General features: G+C 65.1%; 17 protein-coding genes and 1 riboswitch. Of the genes, 11 read left to right on the top strand and 6 right to left on the bottom strand.

Translation table 11 applies throughout. From position 1 onward, the window contains the following. The first annotated feature begins 83 nt into the window (after nucleotides 1–83). The 8 genes from BLV04_RS03440 (at nucleotide 84) to BLV04_RS03405 (ending at nucleotide 7,879) form a co-directional block, all read left to right on the top strand. Nucleotides 84–1,055 carry a calcium/sodium antiporter gene (locus BLV04_RS03440; protein WP_093028178.1) on the top strand — a complete coding sequence of 324 codons (972 nt, stop codon included), beginning with the start codon at nucleotides 84–86 and terminating at the stop codon, nucleotides 1,053–1,055. 190 nt (nucleotides 1,056–1,245) lie between these two features. Continuing rightward, nucleotides 1,246–1,468: riboswitch (cobalamin riboswitch) on the top strand. Between the two features lie 217 nt (nucleotides 1,469–1,685). Then, nucleotides 1,686–3,536: a TonB-dependent vitamin B12 receptor gene (btuB, locus tag BLV04_RS03435; protein WP_093028176.1), complete on the top strand. Its 1,851-nt coding sequence runs from the start codon at nucleotides 1,686–1,688 to the stop codon at nucleotides 3,534–3,536. 177 nt (nucleotides 3,537–3,713) lie between these two features. Next, the gene (locus BLV04_RS03430) at nucleotides 3,714–4,301 is read left to right on the top strand and encodes a hypothetical protein (protein WP_093028426.1); all 588 of its coding nucleotides are present in this window, start codon (nucleotides 3,714–3,716) and stop codon (nucleotides 4,299–4,301) included. Next, nucleotides 4,298–4,903: a cob(I)yrinic acid a,c-diamide adenosyltransferase gene (cobO, locus tag BLV04_RS03425; RefSeq protein ID WP_093028174.1), complete on the top strand. Its 606-nt coding sequence runs from the start codon at nucleotides 4,298–4,300 to the stop codon at nucleotides 4,901–4,903. The genes BLV04_RS03430 and cobO overlap by 4 nt, the downstream gene beginning before the upstream one ends. Before the next feature lie 2 nt (nucleotides 4,904–4,905). Next, nucleotides 4,906–5,463: a bifunctional adenosylcobinamide kinase/adenosylcobinamide-phosphate guanylyltransferase gene (gene cobU, locus BLV04_RS03420; RefSeq protein WP_093028172.1), complete on the top strand. Its 558-nt coding sequence runs from the start codon at nucleotides 4,906–4,908 to the stop codon at nucleotides 5,461–5,463. Next, nucleotides 5,460–6,515: a nicotinate-nucleotide--dimethylbenzimidazole phosphoribosyltransferase gene (cobT, locus tag BLV04_RS03415; protein WP_093028170.1), complete on the top strand. Its 1,056-nt coding sequence runs from the start codon at nucleotides 5,460–5,462 to the stop codon at nucleotides 6,513–6,515. Before cobU ends, cobT begins: the two co-directional genes overlap by 4 nt. Further along, a complete protein-coding gene (locus BLV04_RS03410) occupies nucleotides 6,515–7,096 on the top strand; it encodes a histidine phosphatase family protein (RefSeq protein ID WP_093028168.1) in 582 nt (193 codons plus the stop codon). Before cobT ends, BLV04_RS03410 begins: the two co-directional genes overlap by 1 nt. Next, nucleotides 7,097–7,879, top strand: coding sequence for an adenosylcobinamide-GDP ribazoletransferase (locus BLV04_RS03405; protein WP_093028166.1), 783 nt, complete (start codon nucleotides 7,097–7,099; stop codon nucleotides 7,877–7,879). 101 nt (nucleotides 7,880–7,980) lie between these two features. On the opposite strand, the gene BLV04_RS03400 is transcribed toward BLV04_RS03405, so the two are convergent. Genes BLV04_RS03400 through BLV04_RS03385 form a run of 4 tightly spaced genes read right to left on the bottom strand, consistent with a single transcriptional unit; the run spans nucleotide 7,981 to nucleotide 12,815 of the window. Beyond that, nucleotides 7,981–9,453: a DUF294 nucleotidyltransferase-like domain-containing protein gene (locus tag BLV04_RS03400; protein WP_093028164.1), complete on the bottom strand. Its 1,473-nt coding sequence runs from the start codon at nucleotides 9,451–9,453 to the stop codon at nucleotides 7,981–7,983. 18 nt (nucleotides 9,454–9,471) lie between these two features. Then, the gene (locus tag BLV04_RS03395; RefSeq protein WP_093028162.1) at nucleotides 9,472–9,843 is read right to left on the bottom strand and encodes a response regulator transcription factor; all 372 of its coding nucleotides are present in this window, start codon (nucleotides 9,841–9,843) and stop codon (nucleotides 9,472–9,474) included. Next, nucleotides 9,836–12,595 (bottom strand): sensor histidine kinase, encoded by a 2,760-nt coding sequence (locus BLV04_RS03390; protein WP_093028160.1) that lies wholly within the window; start codon nucleotides 12,593–12,595, stop codon nucleotides 9,836–9,838. Before BLV04_RS03390 ends, BLV04_RS03395 begins: the two co-directional genes overlap by 8 nt. A gap of 19 nt (nucleotides 12,596–12,614) precedes the next feature. Then, on the bottom strand, nucleotides 12,615–12,815 hold the full coding sequence (locus tag BLV04_RS03385) for a hypothetical protein (protein ID WP_093028158.1): 201 nt from the start codon (nucleotides 12,813–12,815) through the stop codon (nucleotides 12,615–12,617). An 82-nt stretch (nucleotides 12,816–12,897) separates the two neighbouring features. Here BLV04_RS03385 and BLV04_RS03380 point away from each other — a divergent pair, with 82 nt between their 5' ends. Together BLV04_RS03380 and BLV04_RS03375 are read left to right on the top strand one after the other, a co-directional pair. Beyond that, nucleotides 12,898–13,050 (top strand): M15 family metallopeptidase, encoded by a 153-nt coding sequence (locus tag BLV04_RS03380; RefSeq protein ID WP_139191852.1) that lies wholly within the window; start codon nucleotides 12,898–12,900, stop codon nucleotides 13,048–13,050. Between the two features lie 9 nt (nucleotides 13,051–13,059). Continuing rightward, the gene (locus BLV04_RS03375) at nucleotides 13,060–13,845 is read left to right on the top strand and encodes a hypothetical protein (RefSeq protein ID WP_093028156.1); all 786 of its coding nucleotides are present in this window, start codon (nucleotides 13,060–13,062) and stop codon (nucleotides 13,843–13,845) included. A gap of 52 nt (nucleotides 13,846–13,897) precedes the next feature. Here the strand turns inward: BLV04_RS03375 and BLV04_RS03370 are convergent, their stop codons facing one another. Further along, the gene (locus BLV04_RS03370) at nucleotides 13,898–14,329 is read right to left on the bottom strand and encodes a PIN domain-containing protein (protein WP_093028154.1); all 432 of its coding nucleotides are present in this window, start codon (nucleotides 14,327–14,329) and stop codon (nucleotides 13,898–13,900) included. Nucleotides 14,330–14,604: 275 nt separating this feature from the next. On the opposite strand from BLV04_RS03370, the gene BLV04_RS24790 reads away from it, so the two are divergent. Next, nucleotides 14,605–14,997: a hypothetical protein gene (locus BLV04_RS24790; protein WP_175534475.1), complete on the top strand. Its 393-nt coding sequence runs from the start codon at nucleotides 14,605–14,607 to the stop codon at nucleotides 14,995–14,997. A gap of 3 nt (nucleotides 14,998–15,000) precedes the next feature. Here the strand turns inward: BLV04_RS24790 and BLV04_RS03365 are convergent, their stop codons facing one another. After that, on the bottom strand, nucleotides 15,001–17,505 hold the full coding sequence (locus BLV04_RS03365; RefSeq protein ID WP_093028152.1) for a glycogen/starch/alpha-glucan phosphorylase: 2,505 nt from the start codon (nucleotides 17,503–17,505) through the stop codon (nucleotides 15,001–15,003). Nucleotides 17,506–17,534 lie beyond the last annotated feature (29 nt).

The following is a 17,534-nucleotide window of genomic DNA, read 5'->3' as shown; positions in this document are numbered from 1 at the left end:
GGTGCTTCGCATGCCTGCGTCCGCGTTGTAGACTCCGCAGCCTTTGCACCCCCACATCGCATTTTCGAGGCGTCAAGCGTCCCATGGTCCTAGCATCGCTCTCGGTTCTCCTCGGTCTGGCGCTGCTGTTATGGAGTGCCGATCGCTTCGTCGAAGGTGCCGCGGTGACCGCGAAGCATCTCGGGATGCCGCCCTTGTTGATCGGCATGGTCATCATCGGTTTCGGGACCTCGGCCCCGGAAATGGTGGTCTCGGCGATTGCGGCCTTTCAGGGCAACCCGGGGCTTGCGCTCGGCAACGCCTATGGGTCGAACATCACCAACATTGCGCTGATCCTGGGTCTCACCGCGATCATCAGCCCCATCGCGGTTCACTCCAGCGTGCTTCGCAAAGAGCTGCCGATCCTCGCGGGGGTCACCGTTTTCGCCGTGGTTATGCTGTTGGACGGCGAGCTGACGCGGATGGACGCCTGGACATTTCTGGGTGTTTTTGCTGCGTTGGTGGGTTGGACCATCTGGCAAGGTCTGCGAGAACGCTCGGATGCCTTGGCCGGGGAGGTCGCGCAGGAGCTCGATAACGCGCGGATGCCGCTGCGCCGCGCCCTGCTCTGGCTGGGCGTCGGTCTGGTCTTCTTGATCATCAGCTCGCGTATGCTGGTCTGGGGCTCGGTCGAGATCGCCCATGCCTTGGGCGTGAGCGACCTCATCATCGGTCTGACGATCGTTGCGGTGGGCACCTCGCTCCCGGAGCTGGCCTCCTCGATCATCGCCGCACGCAAGGGCGAGCATGATCTCGCCTTGGGCAACATCATCGGGTCGAATCTCTTCAATACGCTCGCCGTGGTCGGGATCGCGGGTGCCATCCATCCGATGCTGGTGCCGCCGGAGGTCATCACCCGGGACATGATGGTGATGGGCCTGCTGACGCTGTCCTTGTTCGTGATCGGCTACGGGTTCCGCGGGCCGGGTCGAATCAATCGCATCGAGGGATTGCTGCTCCTCGCCTGCTACGTCGGCTATACCGCTTACTTGATCGGAACCGTCTTCGGCGCCTGACCGCCTCGAGTGCCCGGGAGCAACATCAGATCGCGGGAGAAGGGATTCTGCCGGCACCGGGTGCGGCCCGGGAGTTCGGCGCGGATGCCGAGCAATCGCCTCCGAGCCCAGCCTATCCATTGATCCAGGTCAGACTTTGGGTTCGGCCTGCGTGTCGACACATTGACGCGGCGACTGCGGAAACCCTACAGTGCCGCGTTGATTGTCCGGTGCCTCGAAGGCATTCACCTTCGGGGTTAAACGGGAAGTCGGTGCGCGGTTCCTTCGGGAGCCGCAAAGCCGACGCTGCCCCCGCAACGGTAGACGAGTCAAGACGCGGCGAGATGCCACTGTGAGTCATCACGGGAAGGCGCCGCGTCCGGGGTTCGCCCCCGCTCGTAAGCCCGGAGACCGGCCGGATGATCGGGGACCGTTTCGCTGTGAATCGCGTGTGCGCAAGGGTCGATCCGTCGGCCGTCGCCGGATGCGAGACCCTCGGGCGGAGCCTCGAACCGGGGTCGCGCGGGGCGACCGGCCGGGATGCCGGCCCCGTCGTGTGTTTGCGGCTCCGCTCTCGTCCGTTCTCCATCTCTCGACCCCTTCTTCTGCTGGCCCATGCGGGTGCGCTCGGGCCTCTGTCGGAGTTTGTCGATGAGATTCCCTCTTCTGGCGGCGGCTGTGTCGCTGCCGTTCGGTCTGCCGGTCCTCGCGGACACTCAGACCGTCACTCTGGATCCTTTGGTGGTTACGGCGACGCGAACGCCGGAAACCGAAGACCAAACCCTCGCCTCCGTGAGCGTGATCGATCGCGCGGAGATCGAGCGGCGCCAGTTTCGCTCGGTTCCGGATGCCCTGCGCGGTCTGCCCGGTGTCTCCGTTTCGGGCAGCGGTGGGGCCGGGCAGCCCGCGTCGCTCTTTCTGCGCGGCACCAATGCGGGCCATGTCCTGGTCCTGATCGACGGCGTGAAGGTCGGCTCGGCAACCCTCGGGACCGCACCCTTGCAGGATCTGCCGATCGCTCAGATCGAGCGCATCGAGGTTGTGCGCGGTCCGCGCTCGAGCCTCTACGGCTCCGAGGCGATCGGCGGCGTGATCCAGATCTTCACGCGCCGAGGCGGCGGTCCGTTGCGGCCGCGCTTCAGCGTGGGCGCAGGGAGCTTCGACACCGCGAGTGTCGCGGGCGGGGTCTCGGGCGGCGGCGAGCACGCTTGGTTCGACCTCGGCGCCAACCTGGAGTACACCGACGGGATCAATGCCTGCGACGGCCGTGCCTTCCCGTTCGCCGGCTGCGGTGTGGACGAGCCGGATCGCGACGGCTACCGTAACCTGGGCCTGAGCGCGCGCGCCGGCTATGAATTCAGCGACAAGGCCAAGGTCGATGTCAGTCTTCTCACCTCCGACAATCGTACCGATTTCGACGGCTCCGTCTTTTCGGGCAACCTCTCGCGCTCCGATCAGCAGGTGCTGGGTGTGGAAGGTACCTTGCGTCCGCTCGAGCCCTGGACTCTGATCCTCTCGGCCGGTCGCAGTCAGGACAGCTATCGGGCGTTTTACGCGGATACCTTTGTCCCCGAGCGTTTCGTCGACAGCTTCGAGACCGAGCGCGACAGCTTCGGTATCCAGAACGATCTCGCCTTGATCCCGGACCAGCTCTTCACCTTGGGTCTGGACTACCAGGTCGACCGGATCTCGGGCACCGTGGACTACACGGACGATTCGCGCAGCAATACGGGTGTCTACGGACAGTATCTCGGCTCCATCGGCGCGAACGAGATTGCCGCAAGCGTCAGATACGACGACTACGAGCAATTCGGCGGACAGACCACCGGCAACGCGGCCTGGGGGTACCTGTTCGATCAGGGGATTCGCGTATCCATGTCCTACGGCACCGCCTTCAAGGCACCGACCTTCAACGATCTTTACTATCCGGGGTTCGGCAACCCGAATCTATCCCCGGAGGAATCCGCCAGCCTGGAGCTGGGCCTGACCGGCGTGTTGCCGCTGGGCCGCTGGGAGCTGAGTCTCTACGAGACCGACATCGACGACCTGATCGCCTTCGATTCGGTCACCTATGCCCCGGCCAACATCGCCTCGGCCCGCATCCGCGGCTTCGAGGCGTCCGGGACGCTGCGGATCCAGGATTGGGACCTCGGCGCGAGTCTCACGCTGCTGGATCCCGAAAACCGTTCGAGCGGCCCGAATCAGGGTAACCTGTTGCCGCGACGCCCCGAGCAGATGGTCCAGCTTGATCTGGACCGCCGATTCGAGCGCTGGTCGGCCGGTCTGAGCCTGTATGTCGCCGGGCGGACCTTCGACGACCTGGCCAACAGCGAGCGCTTGGACGGCTATACCCTCCTGGGTCTGCGCGCCGAGTATGCCATTACCCCTGCGGTGTCGATTCAGGGGCGGCTCGAGAACGCACTCGACGAGGACTACCAGACCGCGTATCTGTTCAACCAGCCGGGGAGGGCGTTTTACCTGACCTTGAGATACGAGCCTTGAGATTGCCGCCGGCCGCTGGCCACCAGCGAATGGGTGGATGAAGGCAGGCGGCAGGCGGCAGGATGCTTCCCATAACCCAACCGCTTTCGACACCCCGTGCGACCACCTACAATGGCCACACGACACTTGCTTTTCACCACATTGTCGCCCCGGCGACGCGACCAGGAGACCGACCTCATGACCCCCATCACCGACTCTCGCAGCCGTATCCTGATCGGCCTTGCCTTGGCCGCCCTCATGGCGGCGACGCGCGGCCAACAGTTCGCCCCGCTGGCGCACCATCTTCCGGATGCCTCGCTGGCCGTCTTCTTCCTGGCCGGTTTGTATCTGCGCTCGATCTGGGGCTTTCCGGCCCTCTTCGGCCTGGCGACCGTCATCGACCTGACCGCCATCGGCTGGGGCGGCGTGAGCGGCTACTGCATGACCCCGGCCTATTGGATGCTGGTTCCGGCCTACGGCGTGGTCTGGGGGATGGGTCGCTGGTCCGCCGGTCGTCTCGAAATGACCAAGGACAGCCTGCCCTTGCTGTTCGGCGTGCTGCTCGCGGGCGGTGTCCTGTCCGAGGTCTTCGCCAGCGGCGGCTTCTATCTCTTCTCCGGTCGTTTTGCCGACCTGAGCGCGGTCGAGCTGCTCGGGCGCTTCGCGACCTACATGCCGGCGACCCTGCTGCACCTCATGGTCTATGTGGGTCTGGCCGCGGTCGTCCATCTGACCCTGGCGCGCGCCCTGCCGGGGACGCGTTCCGAGCGTGCCCGCCCGCAATGACCGACGACAGCGCACAGGAGCGCCATCGCCGGCGCATGCAGCGCCAGAAGGAGCTCGTGGATGCCCGTATCGCGCGGGCCGACCAGGACTGCGGTGTCCTGGTCGTCAACACCGGCAACGGCAAGGGCAAGAGCTCCTCGGCCTTCGGGATGGTCGCCCGTGCGATGGGCCACGGCATGAAGGTCGCCGTCGTCCAGTTCATCAAGGGTAGCTTTGCGACCGGCGAGGAGGCCTTCTTCAGGCGCTTTCCCGAGCTCGAGTATCACGTGATGGGCGAGGGCTTCACCTGGGAGACGCAGGACGCCGAGGCGGATCGGCGCGCGGCGATGGCGGCCTGGGAGAAAGCGGCCGCCTTCCTCGCCGATCCGGCCTTCGGCATGGTGGTGATGGACGAGCTCAACATCGCACTCAAGCTCCGCCTGGTTCCCCTCGATGTGGTTCTCGATGCCTTGCAGAACCGTCCCATCCATCAGCATGCGGTCGTCACCGGCCGTGCGGCGCCCGCGGAGTTGATCGAGATCGCCGACACCGTCACCGAGATGCGCCCGCTCAAGCATGCCTTCGATGCCGGCATCATGGCGCAGAAAGGGGTCGAGCTCTGAGCATGGATGATCCGCTCCGTCCCCGCTCCGACGGGGGCGGACGCACCCTGATCCTCGGCGGGGTGCGCTCGGGCAAGAGTCGACTGGCCGAGCGTCTGGCCATCGAAAGCGCACTTCCGGTCGTCTATGTGGCGACCGCACACGCGGGGGACGCCGAGATGACCCGGCGGATTGCCGGGCATCGCGAACGTCGCCCGCGCGACTGGGTTCTCATCGAAGAACCGCTCTTGTTGGCCGAGGTGCTGGCGCGCGAGTCCGCGCCCGATCGTTGCATCCTGGTCGACTGTCTTACACTCTGGTTGACGAATTGGCTTATGAAAATGGATGAATCGGGTCTGCACGATCAGACCCGGGCTCTGCTCGAGGTTGTCGCGGAGGCGCCTGGGCGTCTCATTATGGTCGGCAACGAGACGAGCATGGGCGTGATACCGCTGGGCGAGCTCACGCGTCGGTTCTGTGATCTGGCCGGTGTGCTGCATCAGGACTTGGCTGCAGGCTGCGATCAGGTCATCCTGACCGTCGCCGGTCTGCCGCTCGTGCTCAAGGGAGGACCGGCATGATCGAAGGTCTACGCTGGATCAACCAACCCTGTCTGCCGATCGATGCCATGGCCGCCGATGCGGCGCGGCGCCGGCAGGATCAGCTCACCAAACCACGCGGCTCTCTGGGCCGACTCGAAGAGATCGCGATTCGGCTTGCCGGATTGCAGGGCACCCCGACCCCGTCGCCCGATCCCGTGCAGATCTTGCTGTTCGCAGCCGATCACGGGGTCGCGGCCGAGGGCGTCTCGGTCTTCCCGCAGGCCGTGACCAACCAGATGGTGCGCAACATCGCCGGGGGCGGTGCTGCCGTTTCGGTGCTCGCCCGAGCATTGGATGCGCGCATGGAGATCACGGATCTCGGTACGGTCGAGGATCCGGGCCCGATTCAGAACGTGCGTTCCGAGCGCATCGGCCCGGGAACCGGCAACATCGCTCGCGAGCCGGCCATGACCGACGAGCAGCTCGCCGCAGCCATGAATGCGGGTCGCGCCGCAGCCGAGCGTGCCGTCGACAGCGGGGCGCGGTTACTGATCTGCGGCGAGATGGGCATCGCCAACACCACGCCTGCCACGGCCCTGGCCTGCGCTCTGCTGGATCTTCCGGCGGGTGCGCTCGTCGGCCCCGGCACCGGACTGGATCAGCCGGGGGTCGCGCGCAAGGCCGAGGTCATCACCAAGGCGCTGGCACGGCACGTCACCTCCGATCGAACGCCGCTGGAGCTGCTGGCTCGCCTGTCCGGTTTCGAGCTTGCCGCCATGACCGGTGCCTTCATCACGGCCGCCCAGCGCGGACTCCCGGTGTTGGTCGACGGCTTCATCGTGAGTGCATCTGCGCTCGCCGCCGTGCGCCTGCAGCCCGAGGTTCGCAATTGGCTGTTGTTCTCGCACGGCTCCGCGGAACCCGGACATCGCCGCATTATGACCGCGCTGGCTGCCGACCCGCTGCTCGATCTGGGTCTGCGCCTCGGTGAAGCCAGCGGCGCGGCCGTCGCCGTGCCCCTGTTGCGGCTGGCCTGTATGCTGCACCAGCAGATGGCGACCTTCGGCGAGGCCGGGGTGAGCGAAGCCTGATGCAGGATCGCTTCGTGGATCTGCTGCGCCACGGCGAGGCGCAGGGCGGGGCGCGGTTTCGGGGTGGACACGACGACCCGCTGAGTGCTGAAGGCTGGGATCAGATGACACGTGCGACTGCCGTGAATTCGGATTGGACGCGGGTCGTCTGCTCGCCATCGCTGCGTTGCAGCGCCTTTGCGCGCCGCCTCGCCGAGAGCAACAAACTCCCCCTTTCAATCCTGCCCGGCCTACGGGAGCGCGGTTTCGGTGCCTGGGAGGGGCTGGCTGCACATCAGATCCCGGCCGAGGAGCTGACCCGGTTTTGGGATGATCCGGTCGGCTACGCGCCGCCCGACGGCGAGCCGTTCCAGGTCTTTCGCGAGCGGGTCATGGCGGCCTGGGGTCAGGTGTGCGACGAGGGCAAGCACTTCACTCTGGCCGTGACCCACGGCGGCGTAATCCGGGTCCTCCTCGCCGAGGTGCTGCGGATGCCGCCCGAGGCATCGCTTCTGATCGAGGTCCCGCCGGCCTGTCTGTCACGCCTGCGCGTGCCGGAGCCACCCGGGCGACCCAGTCTCATGCGCCACGGGTCTCCCTGAGTGGACCTGCGGCCGCTTTGGCTTGCCGGACGCCTCCTGTCGCGTCTGCCGTTTCCCGAGCCGCGCGAGATCGAGCCCGGACTCCTGGGCTTGTCGGTGCCTTGGTATCCCGCGATCGGTTTGCTGTTGGGCGTGTTGATTGCCTTGGCCGGGACCGCGCTCGCTTCTGTGGATCCGGGCGTCGCAGCGGCCTTGGTCCTGATCCTCTGGGTCTGGTCCACCGGGGCGCTGCATTTGGACGGTCTGGCCGACAGCGCGGACGCCTGGGTCGGCGGGATCGCGAGCCGCGAGCGGACCCTGGAGATCATGAAGGATCCGCGCAGCGGACCGGCGGCGGTCACCGCGATCGGGCTCGTCCTGATTGCAAAATGGGCCGGACTTCAGGCCCTGATCGCAAGCGATTCCGCCTGGCTCTTGATCCTGATTCCACTGCTGGCAAGGGCGCAGTTGCCGCTCCTGATGCTGACCACACCCTATGCCCGTGATCGTGGGATGGCCTCCGAGCAGGTGGCTCGATTGCCGCGTCGCGCGGCTTGGGCGGCAACGCTGATCGCCGTGGTCGTCTGCATCTTGATCGCTGGCTGGATCGGGCTCGCGCTCTGCGCCATCAGCCTTGCGGTCTTTGGGCTGTCCCGCCGAACCATGATGCGCCGCATCGCCGGATTCACCGGAGATACCGCCGGTGCGCTCGTCGAGATAACCGAGACGGTCCTCCTGCTTGTTGCCGTCGTCCTCGCAGCAACCCTCTTCCCGGTTGTGCCGAGCGCTAGCCTCATCCCGTAGGTTGTGCCGAGCGGGAGCGAGGCACAACTCACCGGCGGTGCAGATCCTGCACCCGATCGTTCACAGTCGGCGCAAGTTGTGCTTCCTATTGTCAGCACAACCTACGGGGCGAACTCCTGTTTCAGCCTCGCCTGGAGCTTTTTCGCCTGCTTGAACGCCTCTTTCAACATCAATCGGTGCAGCTCGTTGAGGTCGTCGGGGTCGACGCGATTGACGGCGTCCGGGTCTTTGGTGGTGAGCTGTTGGTGGATGCGAAACCGCTGGATGAGGTGGAAGGACTCGATCTCGGCGGCGACCTCTTCCGGGTCGCGTCGCTTTGCCGCACCGGCGAGGCGCAGACGCTCGGCGGTGCTGGTTGCCCAGATGCCATGCTTGAGCGCCCAGAGCCGGCCGGCGTCCATGAAGAAGCGCGCGCCCTGGGTCTTGAGGTCGATGGTGTGCGGGAAGTCCCGGTTGCGATCGAACGCGAATTGCCCGGCCCAGCCGAGCGGCGGGGCGACACCGAGTGCCTGCTCGGCGAGACAGTGGAAGAAGCGCGTCTGCTCCGGTGCGGTTCGGCTCAGCCAGTCGCGCAGACGGTCGACCGGCTCGTCGCTGCCGTAAACCGGGCGAAAGTCGAAGAAGATGACGGCGTTGAGCAGGGCCTCGGGCTGGGGATTCTGCATCCAGTCTCTAAAACCCTTGCGCCATTCATCGGCGCTGAGGCACCACTGCGGGTTACCGGCCATGATGTTGCCGCGGCAGCGCTCGAAGCCGCAGAAATGCAGTGCCTGGTTGACGGCTTGGGCGAAGGGCAGGAATGCCTCGCGGACCGACTCGGTGCTCTCGGGGTCCGGCGGTACGAACAGCAGGCCGTTGTCCTGATCGGTCGAGAAGGTCTGCTCCAAGCGACCTTCGGATCCGAAGGCCATCCAGCACCAAGGCACGGCGGGGAGATCGAACTCGTCCTCGATCAGCTCGATGACCCGCATGGCGATCAGGTCGTTGAGACCGGACATCCAGTAGCAGAGTGTCTCCACGCCCATGCCGGAGTGGAAGAGCTCCGCGCCGCGCCGCCGCACCCGATCGGCGGCCAGCGCCATGGCCTCGACGTCGCGAGCGGCCTTGATGCCCGCGATCAGGACCTCCGCACCGCCGGCGCGAAGCCCCAGCAGGTCGGCCTGGTTGACCAGCCCGAAGAGACGCCCGTCATGCTCGGTCAGGAGCAGGTGTTCGACACCGCGCTTGGCCATCATGACCCGTGCGCGGTGCGCGGGTGCATCCGCGGTGAGCGTGAGTGGAGCGCCGATCATGTGGATGGCGACAGGGTCGTCGAGCTCGCCGCCCTCGAATCCGATCACATGCAGCATGTCGCGCAGGCGGATCAGGCCCAGCGGCAGGCCGCTCGCGGGATCGCAGACGACGGCGGCGTCCAGATGATCCTGACTGAAATGATAGAGGGTCTCGCGCAGGCTGGTCGACGGTCCGACGACCAACGGCTCGCGCCTTGCCAAACTGCGCAGAAGACCCTGGTCGGTTCCCCCCGCGGCCAGGAGATCCGAGGTTTCGCTTACCGGATGGTCGGTCTCGGGCATGCTGTTGCTCCGTCGGCGTCAGGTGCGATCGAGCAGTTCCTTGACCTTGTCGACCAGGTCGCGGGTCGAGAAGGGTTTGGACATATAGGCGTCCGCGCCGAGCGCGAGGCCCTTGTTCTGCTCGGCCTCGCGCCCTTTCGCGGTCAGCATCAGGATGCGGGTGCCGGCCAGTCCCGGATCGGCGCGCACCGCTTCGAGCACGGCGAAGCCGTCGAGCTTGGGCATCATGACATCGAGCACCACCAGGTCCGGGCGATGCGTCCGCACGGCGGCCAGACCGGCCTCGCCGTCGCGCGCCACGCGCACCTCGTGTCCCTCGCGCATCATCAGAAATTCGAGCGAGATGACGATGTTGGGCTCGTCGTCGACGATCAGGATCCGCTTATTCATGGTTGGGCTCATGATCAGGCCTTCGGTCCGTTGGGTTCCCCGGATGGGCGGGCAGCTCGAAGCAAAGGGTAGCACCTTTTCCGGGCGTGCTTTCCGCCCAGATGCGCCCGCCCAGATTGTCGATGATTCGACGGCTGATGGGCAAACCCAGTCCGGTCCCGCCGGGTTTGGCACCGCCGCGGGCGGTCTGATGGAACTTCTCGAAGACGAGCTCCAGGTCGCTCTCGGGAATGCCGTAGCCGTTGTCCTCGACACAGACCCGCCAAACCGCGTCGGCGGGTGAGAGTCGGATCCAGACCTCGCCCGATCCGGTCGGGGCGAATTTGGCGGCGTTGGACAGTAGGTTCACCAAGACCTGCACGATGCGGTCGCGGTCGCCCCAGACCATGGCTGACTCGTCGGGCAGATCGAGATGGACGCGGCAGCCGCGCTCCTCGACATATTGCTCGGTGGCCGACACGGCTTGGTGGATGACCGTCTGAAGCTCCACCACCTCGGTGCGCCAATCGGCATGCCCGGACTCGATCTTGGCCAGATCGAGCACCTGATTGACCAGGCGCGAGAGCCGCTCGGTCTCGCTGACCAGGATGCCGAGAAAGCGTCGGCGTTGCTCGAAATCGATGTCGGGGTCGTCGAAGAGGATCTCGGAGAAGGCGCGGATGGAGGAGAGCGGGGTGCGCAGCTCGTGGGTGACCGAGGAGATGAAATCGTCCTTCATGCGGTCTAGATCCTGGAGCCTGATGTTGGCGGCCCGCAGCTCCTCGGTCGCGGCTTCCAGGGCCTGCGACTTCTGTTCGAGCTGGCGGCTGTAGGCGCGGATCTGGGATGCCTCGTCGAGGATGTTCAGGACCTCGTCCAGCCCGAGCGGCTCCTCGTCCGTCACCGAGGCGACCATCACCCGGGCCGAGGCGCCGCCGATCGCCCCGGAGAGGAGTGTCTCGGCGAAATAGACGGTCTCCGCATCGGCCGGAAGCGCCTCGGGCGAGTCCACTCCGCGCGATCGGGCGTACTGCACGAAGGCCGCGCGGGTGCGTACCGATCCGAGGAAGCGCTCGGCCAGTCTCATCAACTCCGCGATCTCGGCGCTGCCGCGCCACAGCGGTGCGCTCGCAAGCGCGGTGCGCCGCGAGGCATCCACGAAGATCCCGGCCTGGGAGGCCTCCGCGGCGTTGGGTGCGCGCAGCGAGGAGACGAATAAAAAGGCGCCGATATTCGCGGTCAGGCTCCAGAAGAGACCATGCGTAATCTCGTTCCATCCGCTCAATCCGAACAGCGCCATCGGGGCCAGGAGGTCGAACCCGCCGAGGCCCGATTCCATGAAGGCGCGTGGGAGCCAACCGGACTTCGCGAATGAGGGCAGCAGGAGTGTGTAGATCCAGACTAGGAAGCCGGCCGACAAGCCGGCAAGCGCGCCCTCGCGTGTCCCGCCGCGCCAGTAGAGTCCGCCAATCACGGCGGGGGCGAACTGGGCGACGGCGACGAAGCTGATCAGGCCGATGCCGACCAAGGCATAGGCCTCGCCGGCGAGCCAGTAGTAGAGGAAACCGAGCAGCAGAATGACGACGATGGCACCGCGCCGAATGGTGAGCAGCAGCCGCCCGAGGTCCGCCGCCGGCGGACGGCGGCGCCAGCGTCGTAGAAGTGCGGGCAGGATCAGATCGTTGCTGACCATGGTCGAGAGTGCGATGGTCTCGACGATGACCATCCCGGTCGCCGCCGAGAGCCCGCCGATATAGACCAGGAGCGCAAGCCAGGGCTGCTCGAAGACGATCGGCAGAGTCAGCATGAAGGTGTCGGCGTTGACCGTCCCGTCCGGAAAGGTCAGGAGCCCCGCGATGGCGATCGGCACCACGAAGAGGTTGATGAGCAGCAGATAGAGCGGAAAGAGCCAGATGGCGCGGCGCAGATGACGCTCGTCGCTGTTCTCCACGACCGCGACCTGGAACTGGCGCGGCAGCAGCATGACCGCCAGACCGGCCAGGAGTGAAATGGCGAACCAGTCGGCGAAGGGCGAGATACTCGGCTCAAGCAACGGAAGCAGCAGCGGGCTATCCTCGATTGGCGGCAACGCCGGTCCGCCGAGTCCGAGAAGTCCGAAGGTGATGAAGAGACCCATCGCGAGAAAGGCCAGGAGCTTGACGATGGATTCGAAGGCGATGGCCGCGACGAGCCCTTCGTGGCGCTCGCTCGCATCCAGATGACGGGTGCCGAACAGGATGGTGAAGGCGGCGAGCAGCAGGGCGACCACGAAGGCGGTGTCGCCCCAAAAGGGCCCGTTGCCGTGCACCGGCATTCGGACCTCCGGATAATGCGACAGGATGGTGAAGCTCCAGGCGATCGCCTTGAGCTGCAGCGCGATATAGGGCACCACGCCGATCACGGCGATGATGGTCACCAGGCCGCCGAGAAGTTGACTCTTGCCGTAACGCGAGGCGATGAAGTCGGCGATGGAGGTGATGCGCTCGGCCTTGCTCACCCGCACCATCTTGAGCAGCAACGAGCCCCAAAGGAGTGTCATCAGGGTGGGACCCAGATAGATGGGCAGGAATCCCAGGCCATTCTCGGTGGCGCGCCCGACGCTGCCGTAGAAGGTCCAGGCGGTGCAATAGACGGCGAGCGAGAGGGCATAGATCGTCGGGCGCGCGATGACCGAACGGCCCTGCTCGGCGCGTCGATCGGCCCAGTAGGCGACCGCGAAGAGGAGCCCCAGGTAGGCGAACGAGATACCGATGATAAGTGGGCCGTTGATCACTTGGTCGGTCTCTCTCGGCTCAATCGCGTGTACGCGAAACGATCCAGGCCGCGATGGCGATCAGGGCCGCCCAGGTCACGAAGAGATAAATCAAGAGTACAGGCGCCCCGAGCCAGCGGCCGAGCGTCTCGAACTGCATGACCAGCGGCGAGAACAGCAGGAGCATCCCGCCCAGGAAGAGCAGCAGCAGGCGTTGTCGCAGCAAGGTTGCACGGGGCATAGGCCGTTACCGGAGGTTGGGGCATGCTCCGGCAGTATAGACCGAGCCACGTGGGTCTTATCCAATCCTGGAGGATGGTTGAATGCGCAGGGCGTTCTTTCAATTGGTGGTCAAGGGGTTGCTGAAATCCTCGATGAGCGAGCAGGGTTTTCGCGATCTCTCCGAGGAGTGGTGGCATTACACCCTGGTCGACGAGCCCTATCCCGACACCTATTTCGATGTCCCTGTGCGATGAGGAGCGAGCATGTTGCGAGCCATGACACCGACCATGACCCCGATCGTCGATTCACGGATCCGCGAGCGTGCGCGTTCGTCCGTGCCGCTGCGTTGCGCTTTCGTGATCCTGCTTTGGGGGCTGGCGGCGTCGTCCGCGCTCGCCGAAGCCGGGTTCCCGGATGAAGAGGACTGGCCCGAGATGGACCTCGAGGCCCGTGTCGCGGCGGTCAGCGACGGCGAGCTGCGCTTCGTCGGGCCCGAGCGTGCCGCCGAGACTCATCGGCACGTCAATCGGATCCGCATCGGAGCAGAGAGTCTGCGCGATGGCTGGATCGAGCTGACCCAATGCCACGAGAATCTCGACGCGGTCCGCGCGGCACAGATCCTCTTCAGCGCCGAGCGGATCCGCGGCTTGGAGGTGGTCAGTGCGCAGGGGATCGGGCGTGCCTGGGTAGAGGGTCCGTCGGTCCAGCTCACGGACATCGCGCCCGGTGCGAGGCTGTGTATCCGCGCCGAGAGCCGAGCTATGTTAGCCCTCGGCGACGGGCGTTACCGGCTGCGCAACGGGCCTTATATGCGCCGCTTTCTCGATGGCTACTACCCCATGCAGGTGGTTTTGGACGTGTCTTACCCGGCCGATCGACTTGCGCTCGTGCAACACCAACCGGCCACGCAGCCCGGATTCGAGGTGCGTGCCGAATCCGGGCATGTCGCAGTCGATGCCGCCTTCGAAGGGCGGCTCTTCACCTGCTTGGACTTCTGCGAGACCGGCTCCTCGGACTGCGAGCTGGCGGTAAGCGACTGCTCGGATTGAAGGCCGTCGGTCCCCTCGGCTGCGGGGATCCGGCCTCGCTTACTGGACCGGCTTATGATCGTCGCTCGATGGATTGGATGAACTCCTCGGGTGCCTGAACGGTGACCGACGGATGGTCGAAATCGGCGCCGTTGAGCGTGACGAGGTAGTCGAGACCGATCCTGCGTGCGCTCTCGAAGGTGAGGGCATCATCGAGATACCGCCAGCCGAGCCCCATCGCACCGTCGATCACCGCGGCATCGACCGGAGCGACCGCCAAGATTGCACAGACGCGCTGAATCGCCGATCGCGCCTGCGCTGCGCCTAGGTTGCGTGCAAGCTCGGTATGGAGCGGGTCGATGGCTGCGGCGCAGACATAGCCCTGAATACGTCCCTTGGCAGCGAGGGAGAGGATGGCGTTCGATGGATTGTCCGTTTCCCGCTCGTTGTTGAGTGCGTCCATCAAGACTGTGATATCGACAAGTGTCTTGGGTGTTGCGGTCATCGCCTTCCTCCTTGCTTCGTTGGTGGTTGGAATCCTTGGGCTTTCGGATCATGTGCCCTTATGGGCGGTGTGCGGCAGTGATTCGCGCGCGGTCATATCCGGCGCAGCCGCAGCGATGTCGGCGGGGTGCCGTCGTTTCGGGAATCGGTGTGCTGCGGCGCGTTCCGGGGTGGCTGCGAGTCGGGATGGGGCGGGGGCGATCACGGACGTGTTGTCGGGCGGCGCCGGCAGCGCCGCTCGGCAGTCGGGCATCGCGCGATCTCCGCGGAGTCTGAATGTCGGCCGTCGCGCCGCGCAAACGGGCCCGATCCGAGCAAGACGGCGCCGATCGGGATGACCGGCTGCGACGCGGCGAGGCGTCGGTCGTGCAGAAATGCGTTCCATGCGGCACGTCGGCGACCTTGTTGAGAGTCTCCATGATCTCGGCTCGTGGTCTTGATTTCGGGCTGTGCGTGTCCGCTTCAGTATGCGGAGGTGTCCGAATCATTACTATCGGCGAATCCGGCTGTTCCGACTTTTTCTTGTCCGGGATCAATGAGAGATCAAAAATAGAGCGCCTCGATGCCCGATTGCCCGATACAGAACGCCATGATATTAAAAGCATTCTCTGTTTCGGTCGAATGGGGCGATCTGGCATCCGGCGCCACGCCCTCAAGCGTGAAGGATAACGATCAGACCCCGATAGGCTTCGGCTCGATGCTCCAGATCCGCTCTGCGTACTCGCGGATGGATCGGTCCGAGGAGAACTTACCCATCCGCGCGACGTTCAGGATCGACATGCGGTCCCACTCCGCGGGCCGGTCGTAGACCTCGCTGATCCTGTCCTGGCAGTCCAGATAGGCGCGATAGTCGGCCAGCACCATGAAGGGATCGTTGTTGATCAGGTGATCCGTCAAGGGGCGAAAGAGACTCGTATCGCCGTGGGAGAAGAGTCCGGAGGTGATCAAGTCAATGTCCGATTTCAGCTCATGGTCGCCGTGGTAATAGTCCCAAGGCCGATACCCCTCGGTCTGTTTGCGGCGGACCTCCTCGGCGGTCATGCCGAACAGGAAGAAATTCTCCGCGCCGACCTCCTCGCGGATCTCGATATTGGCGCCGTCGAGCGTGCCGACCGTGAGCGCGCCGTTCATCGAGAACTTCATATTGCCGGTGCCCGACGCCTCCTTGCCGGCGAGCGAGATCTGCTCGGAGAGATCCGCGGCGGGATACAGCCGTTGCCCGTTCTTGACATTGAAGTCGGGCATGAAGGCAACCCGGATGTAACCGTTGACCTGGGGGTCGTTGTTGATGACCTCGGCGACCGAGTTGATCAGCTTAATCATCAGCTTGGCCATGTAATAGCCGGGGGCCGCCTTGCCGCCGAAGATGAAGGCGCGCGGGGTCATGCCGAGATTCGGGTTCTGTTTCAGACGCTGATAGACGCGGATGATATGCAGAACGTTCAGGTGCTGACGCTTGTACTCGTGCAGACGCTTGGCCTGGATATCGAACATCATCGTCTGCGGATCGAGGACCACGCCGGCATGTTGTTTCAGCCAGACCGCCAGGTCGCTCTTGGCGGCGGTCTTCACCTCGCGCCAGCGCGCTTGGAGTCCGGGGTCGTCGGCGTGGGTTTCGAGGTCGCGCAGACACTCCAGATCCCGGATCCAGCGGTCATTCCCGCACATCTCGGTGATCAGGCCTGCCAGACGCGGGTTGCTGACCACGATGAAGCGACGCGGCGTCACACCGTTGGTGACATTGTGAAAGCGCTCCGGCGCCATCTCATAGAAGTCTTTGAGCAGCGTCGTCTTGATGAGCTCCGAATGCAGGGCAGCGACCCCGTTGACCGCGCGAGCGCCGACCACGGCCAGGTGGGCCATCCGGATCCGCCGTCCACCCGCCTCGTCGATCAGCGACATGCGCGCGACACGCTCCTCGTCGCCGAGATAGCGCATGCGCACCTCGTCGAGAAAACGCCGGTTGATCTCGTAGATGATCTCCAGGTGTCGCGGCAACAACCGCTCGAAGAGACCGACCGACCAGGTCTCCAGCGCCTCGGGCAGCAGGGTGTGGTTGGTGTAGCAGAAGGTCGCGCGGGTGATGGCCCAGGCGGTATCCCAGGGCATCTCGTGATCGTCCATGAGCAAACGCATCAGCTCGGCCACGGCGATCGCCGGATGGGTGTCGTTGAGCTGGGCGACGAACTTCTCGTGGAAGGTCTCGAGGGGGCCGACGGTGTTCAGATGCAGGCGGATCATGTCCTGGATCGAGCAGGACACGAAGAAATATTGTTGCTTGAGACGCAGCTCCTTGCCTGCCTCGGGGTCGTCGTTCGGGTAGAGGACCTTCGAGATGGTCTCGGCCTCGATCTTGGCGTGGACCGCACCGTAATAGTCCCCGACATTGAAGACCTGGAAGTCGAACGATTCGGGCGCCTCCGCCTTCCACAGGCGCAGCAGATTGACGTTGTCGACCCCGTAGCCCAGGACGGGGGTGTCGAAGGCGACGCCGCTGATGACCATGTCCGGAACCCAGCGCACCCGCGGGCGTTCCGCATGATCGCGATAGTGCTCCGTGTGGCCGCCGTACATGACCGGGAAGCTGATCTTGGGCCGCGGGATCTCCCAGGGGTTGCCGTTGCGCAGCCAGGTGTCGCTGCGCTCGACCTGCCAACCGTCCTGAATGATCTGGTCGAAGATCCCGAACTCGTAGCGGATCCCGTAGCCGATCGCCGGGATCTGGACGGTCGCCAGCGAATCCATATAGCAGGCGGCCAGCCGACCCAGTCCGCCGTTGCCCAGACCCGGCTCCTCCTCCTCCTCGAGGATGGCGTTGAAGTCGAGGTCCAACTCCTCGCCAGCGCGCTTGGCGACCTCCGCGATCCCGAGATTCACCAGATTGTTGGCCAGATGCGGGCCGAGCAAATACTCCGCCGAGAGATAACAGAGGGTGCGCGAATGGGAGGTCTTGTAGACCTGGGCGGATTTCACCCAGCGGTCCAGCATACGATCGCGCACCGTGAAGGCGGCGGCCATGTAGAGATCGTGCGGCGTGGCGACCTCGCGGAAACGCCCTTGGATGTAGAAGAGGTTGTCGATGTAGGCCTGCTTCAGAGACGCCTTCGACATGCCCGTGCGGGTGTGCTCGGGGGCTACGGCCTGGGCCTCGGTATCGGGGGCGACTGCAGTGTTCATGGTGGCGTCTCGTCGGCAGGGCAGCGGTT

The sequence above is a fragment of the Thiocapsa roseopersicina genome (genome assembly GCF_900106925.1).
In the GTDB taxonomy this organism is placed as follows: Bacteria; Pseudomonadota; Gammaproteobacteria; order Chromatiales; family Chromatiaceae; genus Thiocapsa; species Thiocapsa roseopersicina.
Note: the sequence above shows the minus strand (reverse complement) of the source record. Positions and strands in the feature narration are given on the sequence as shown.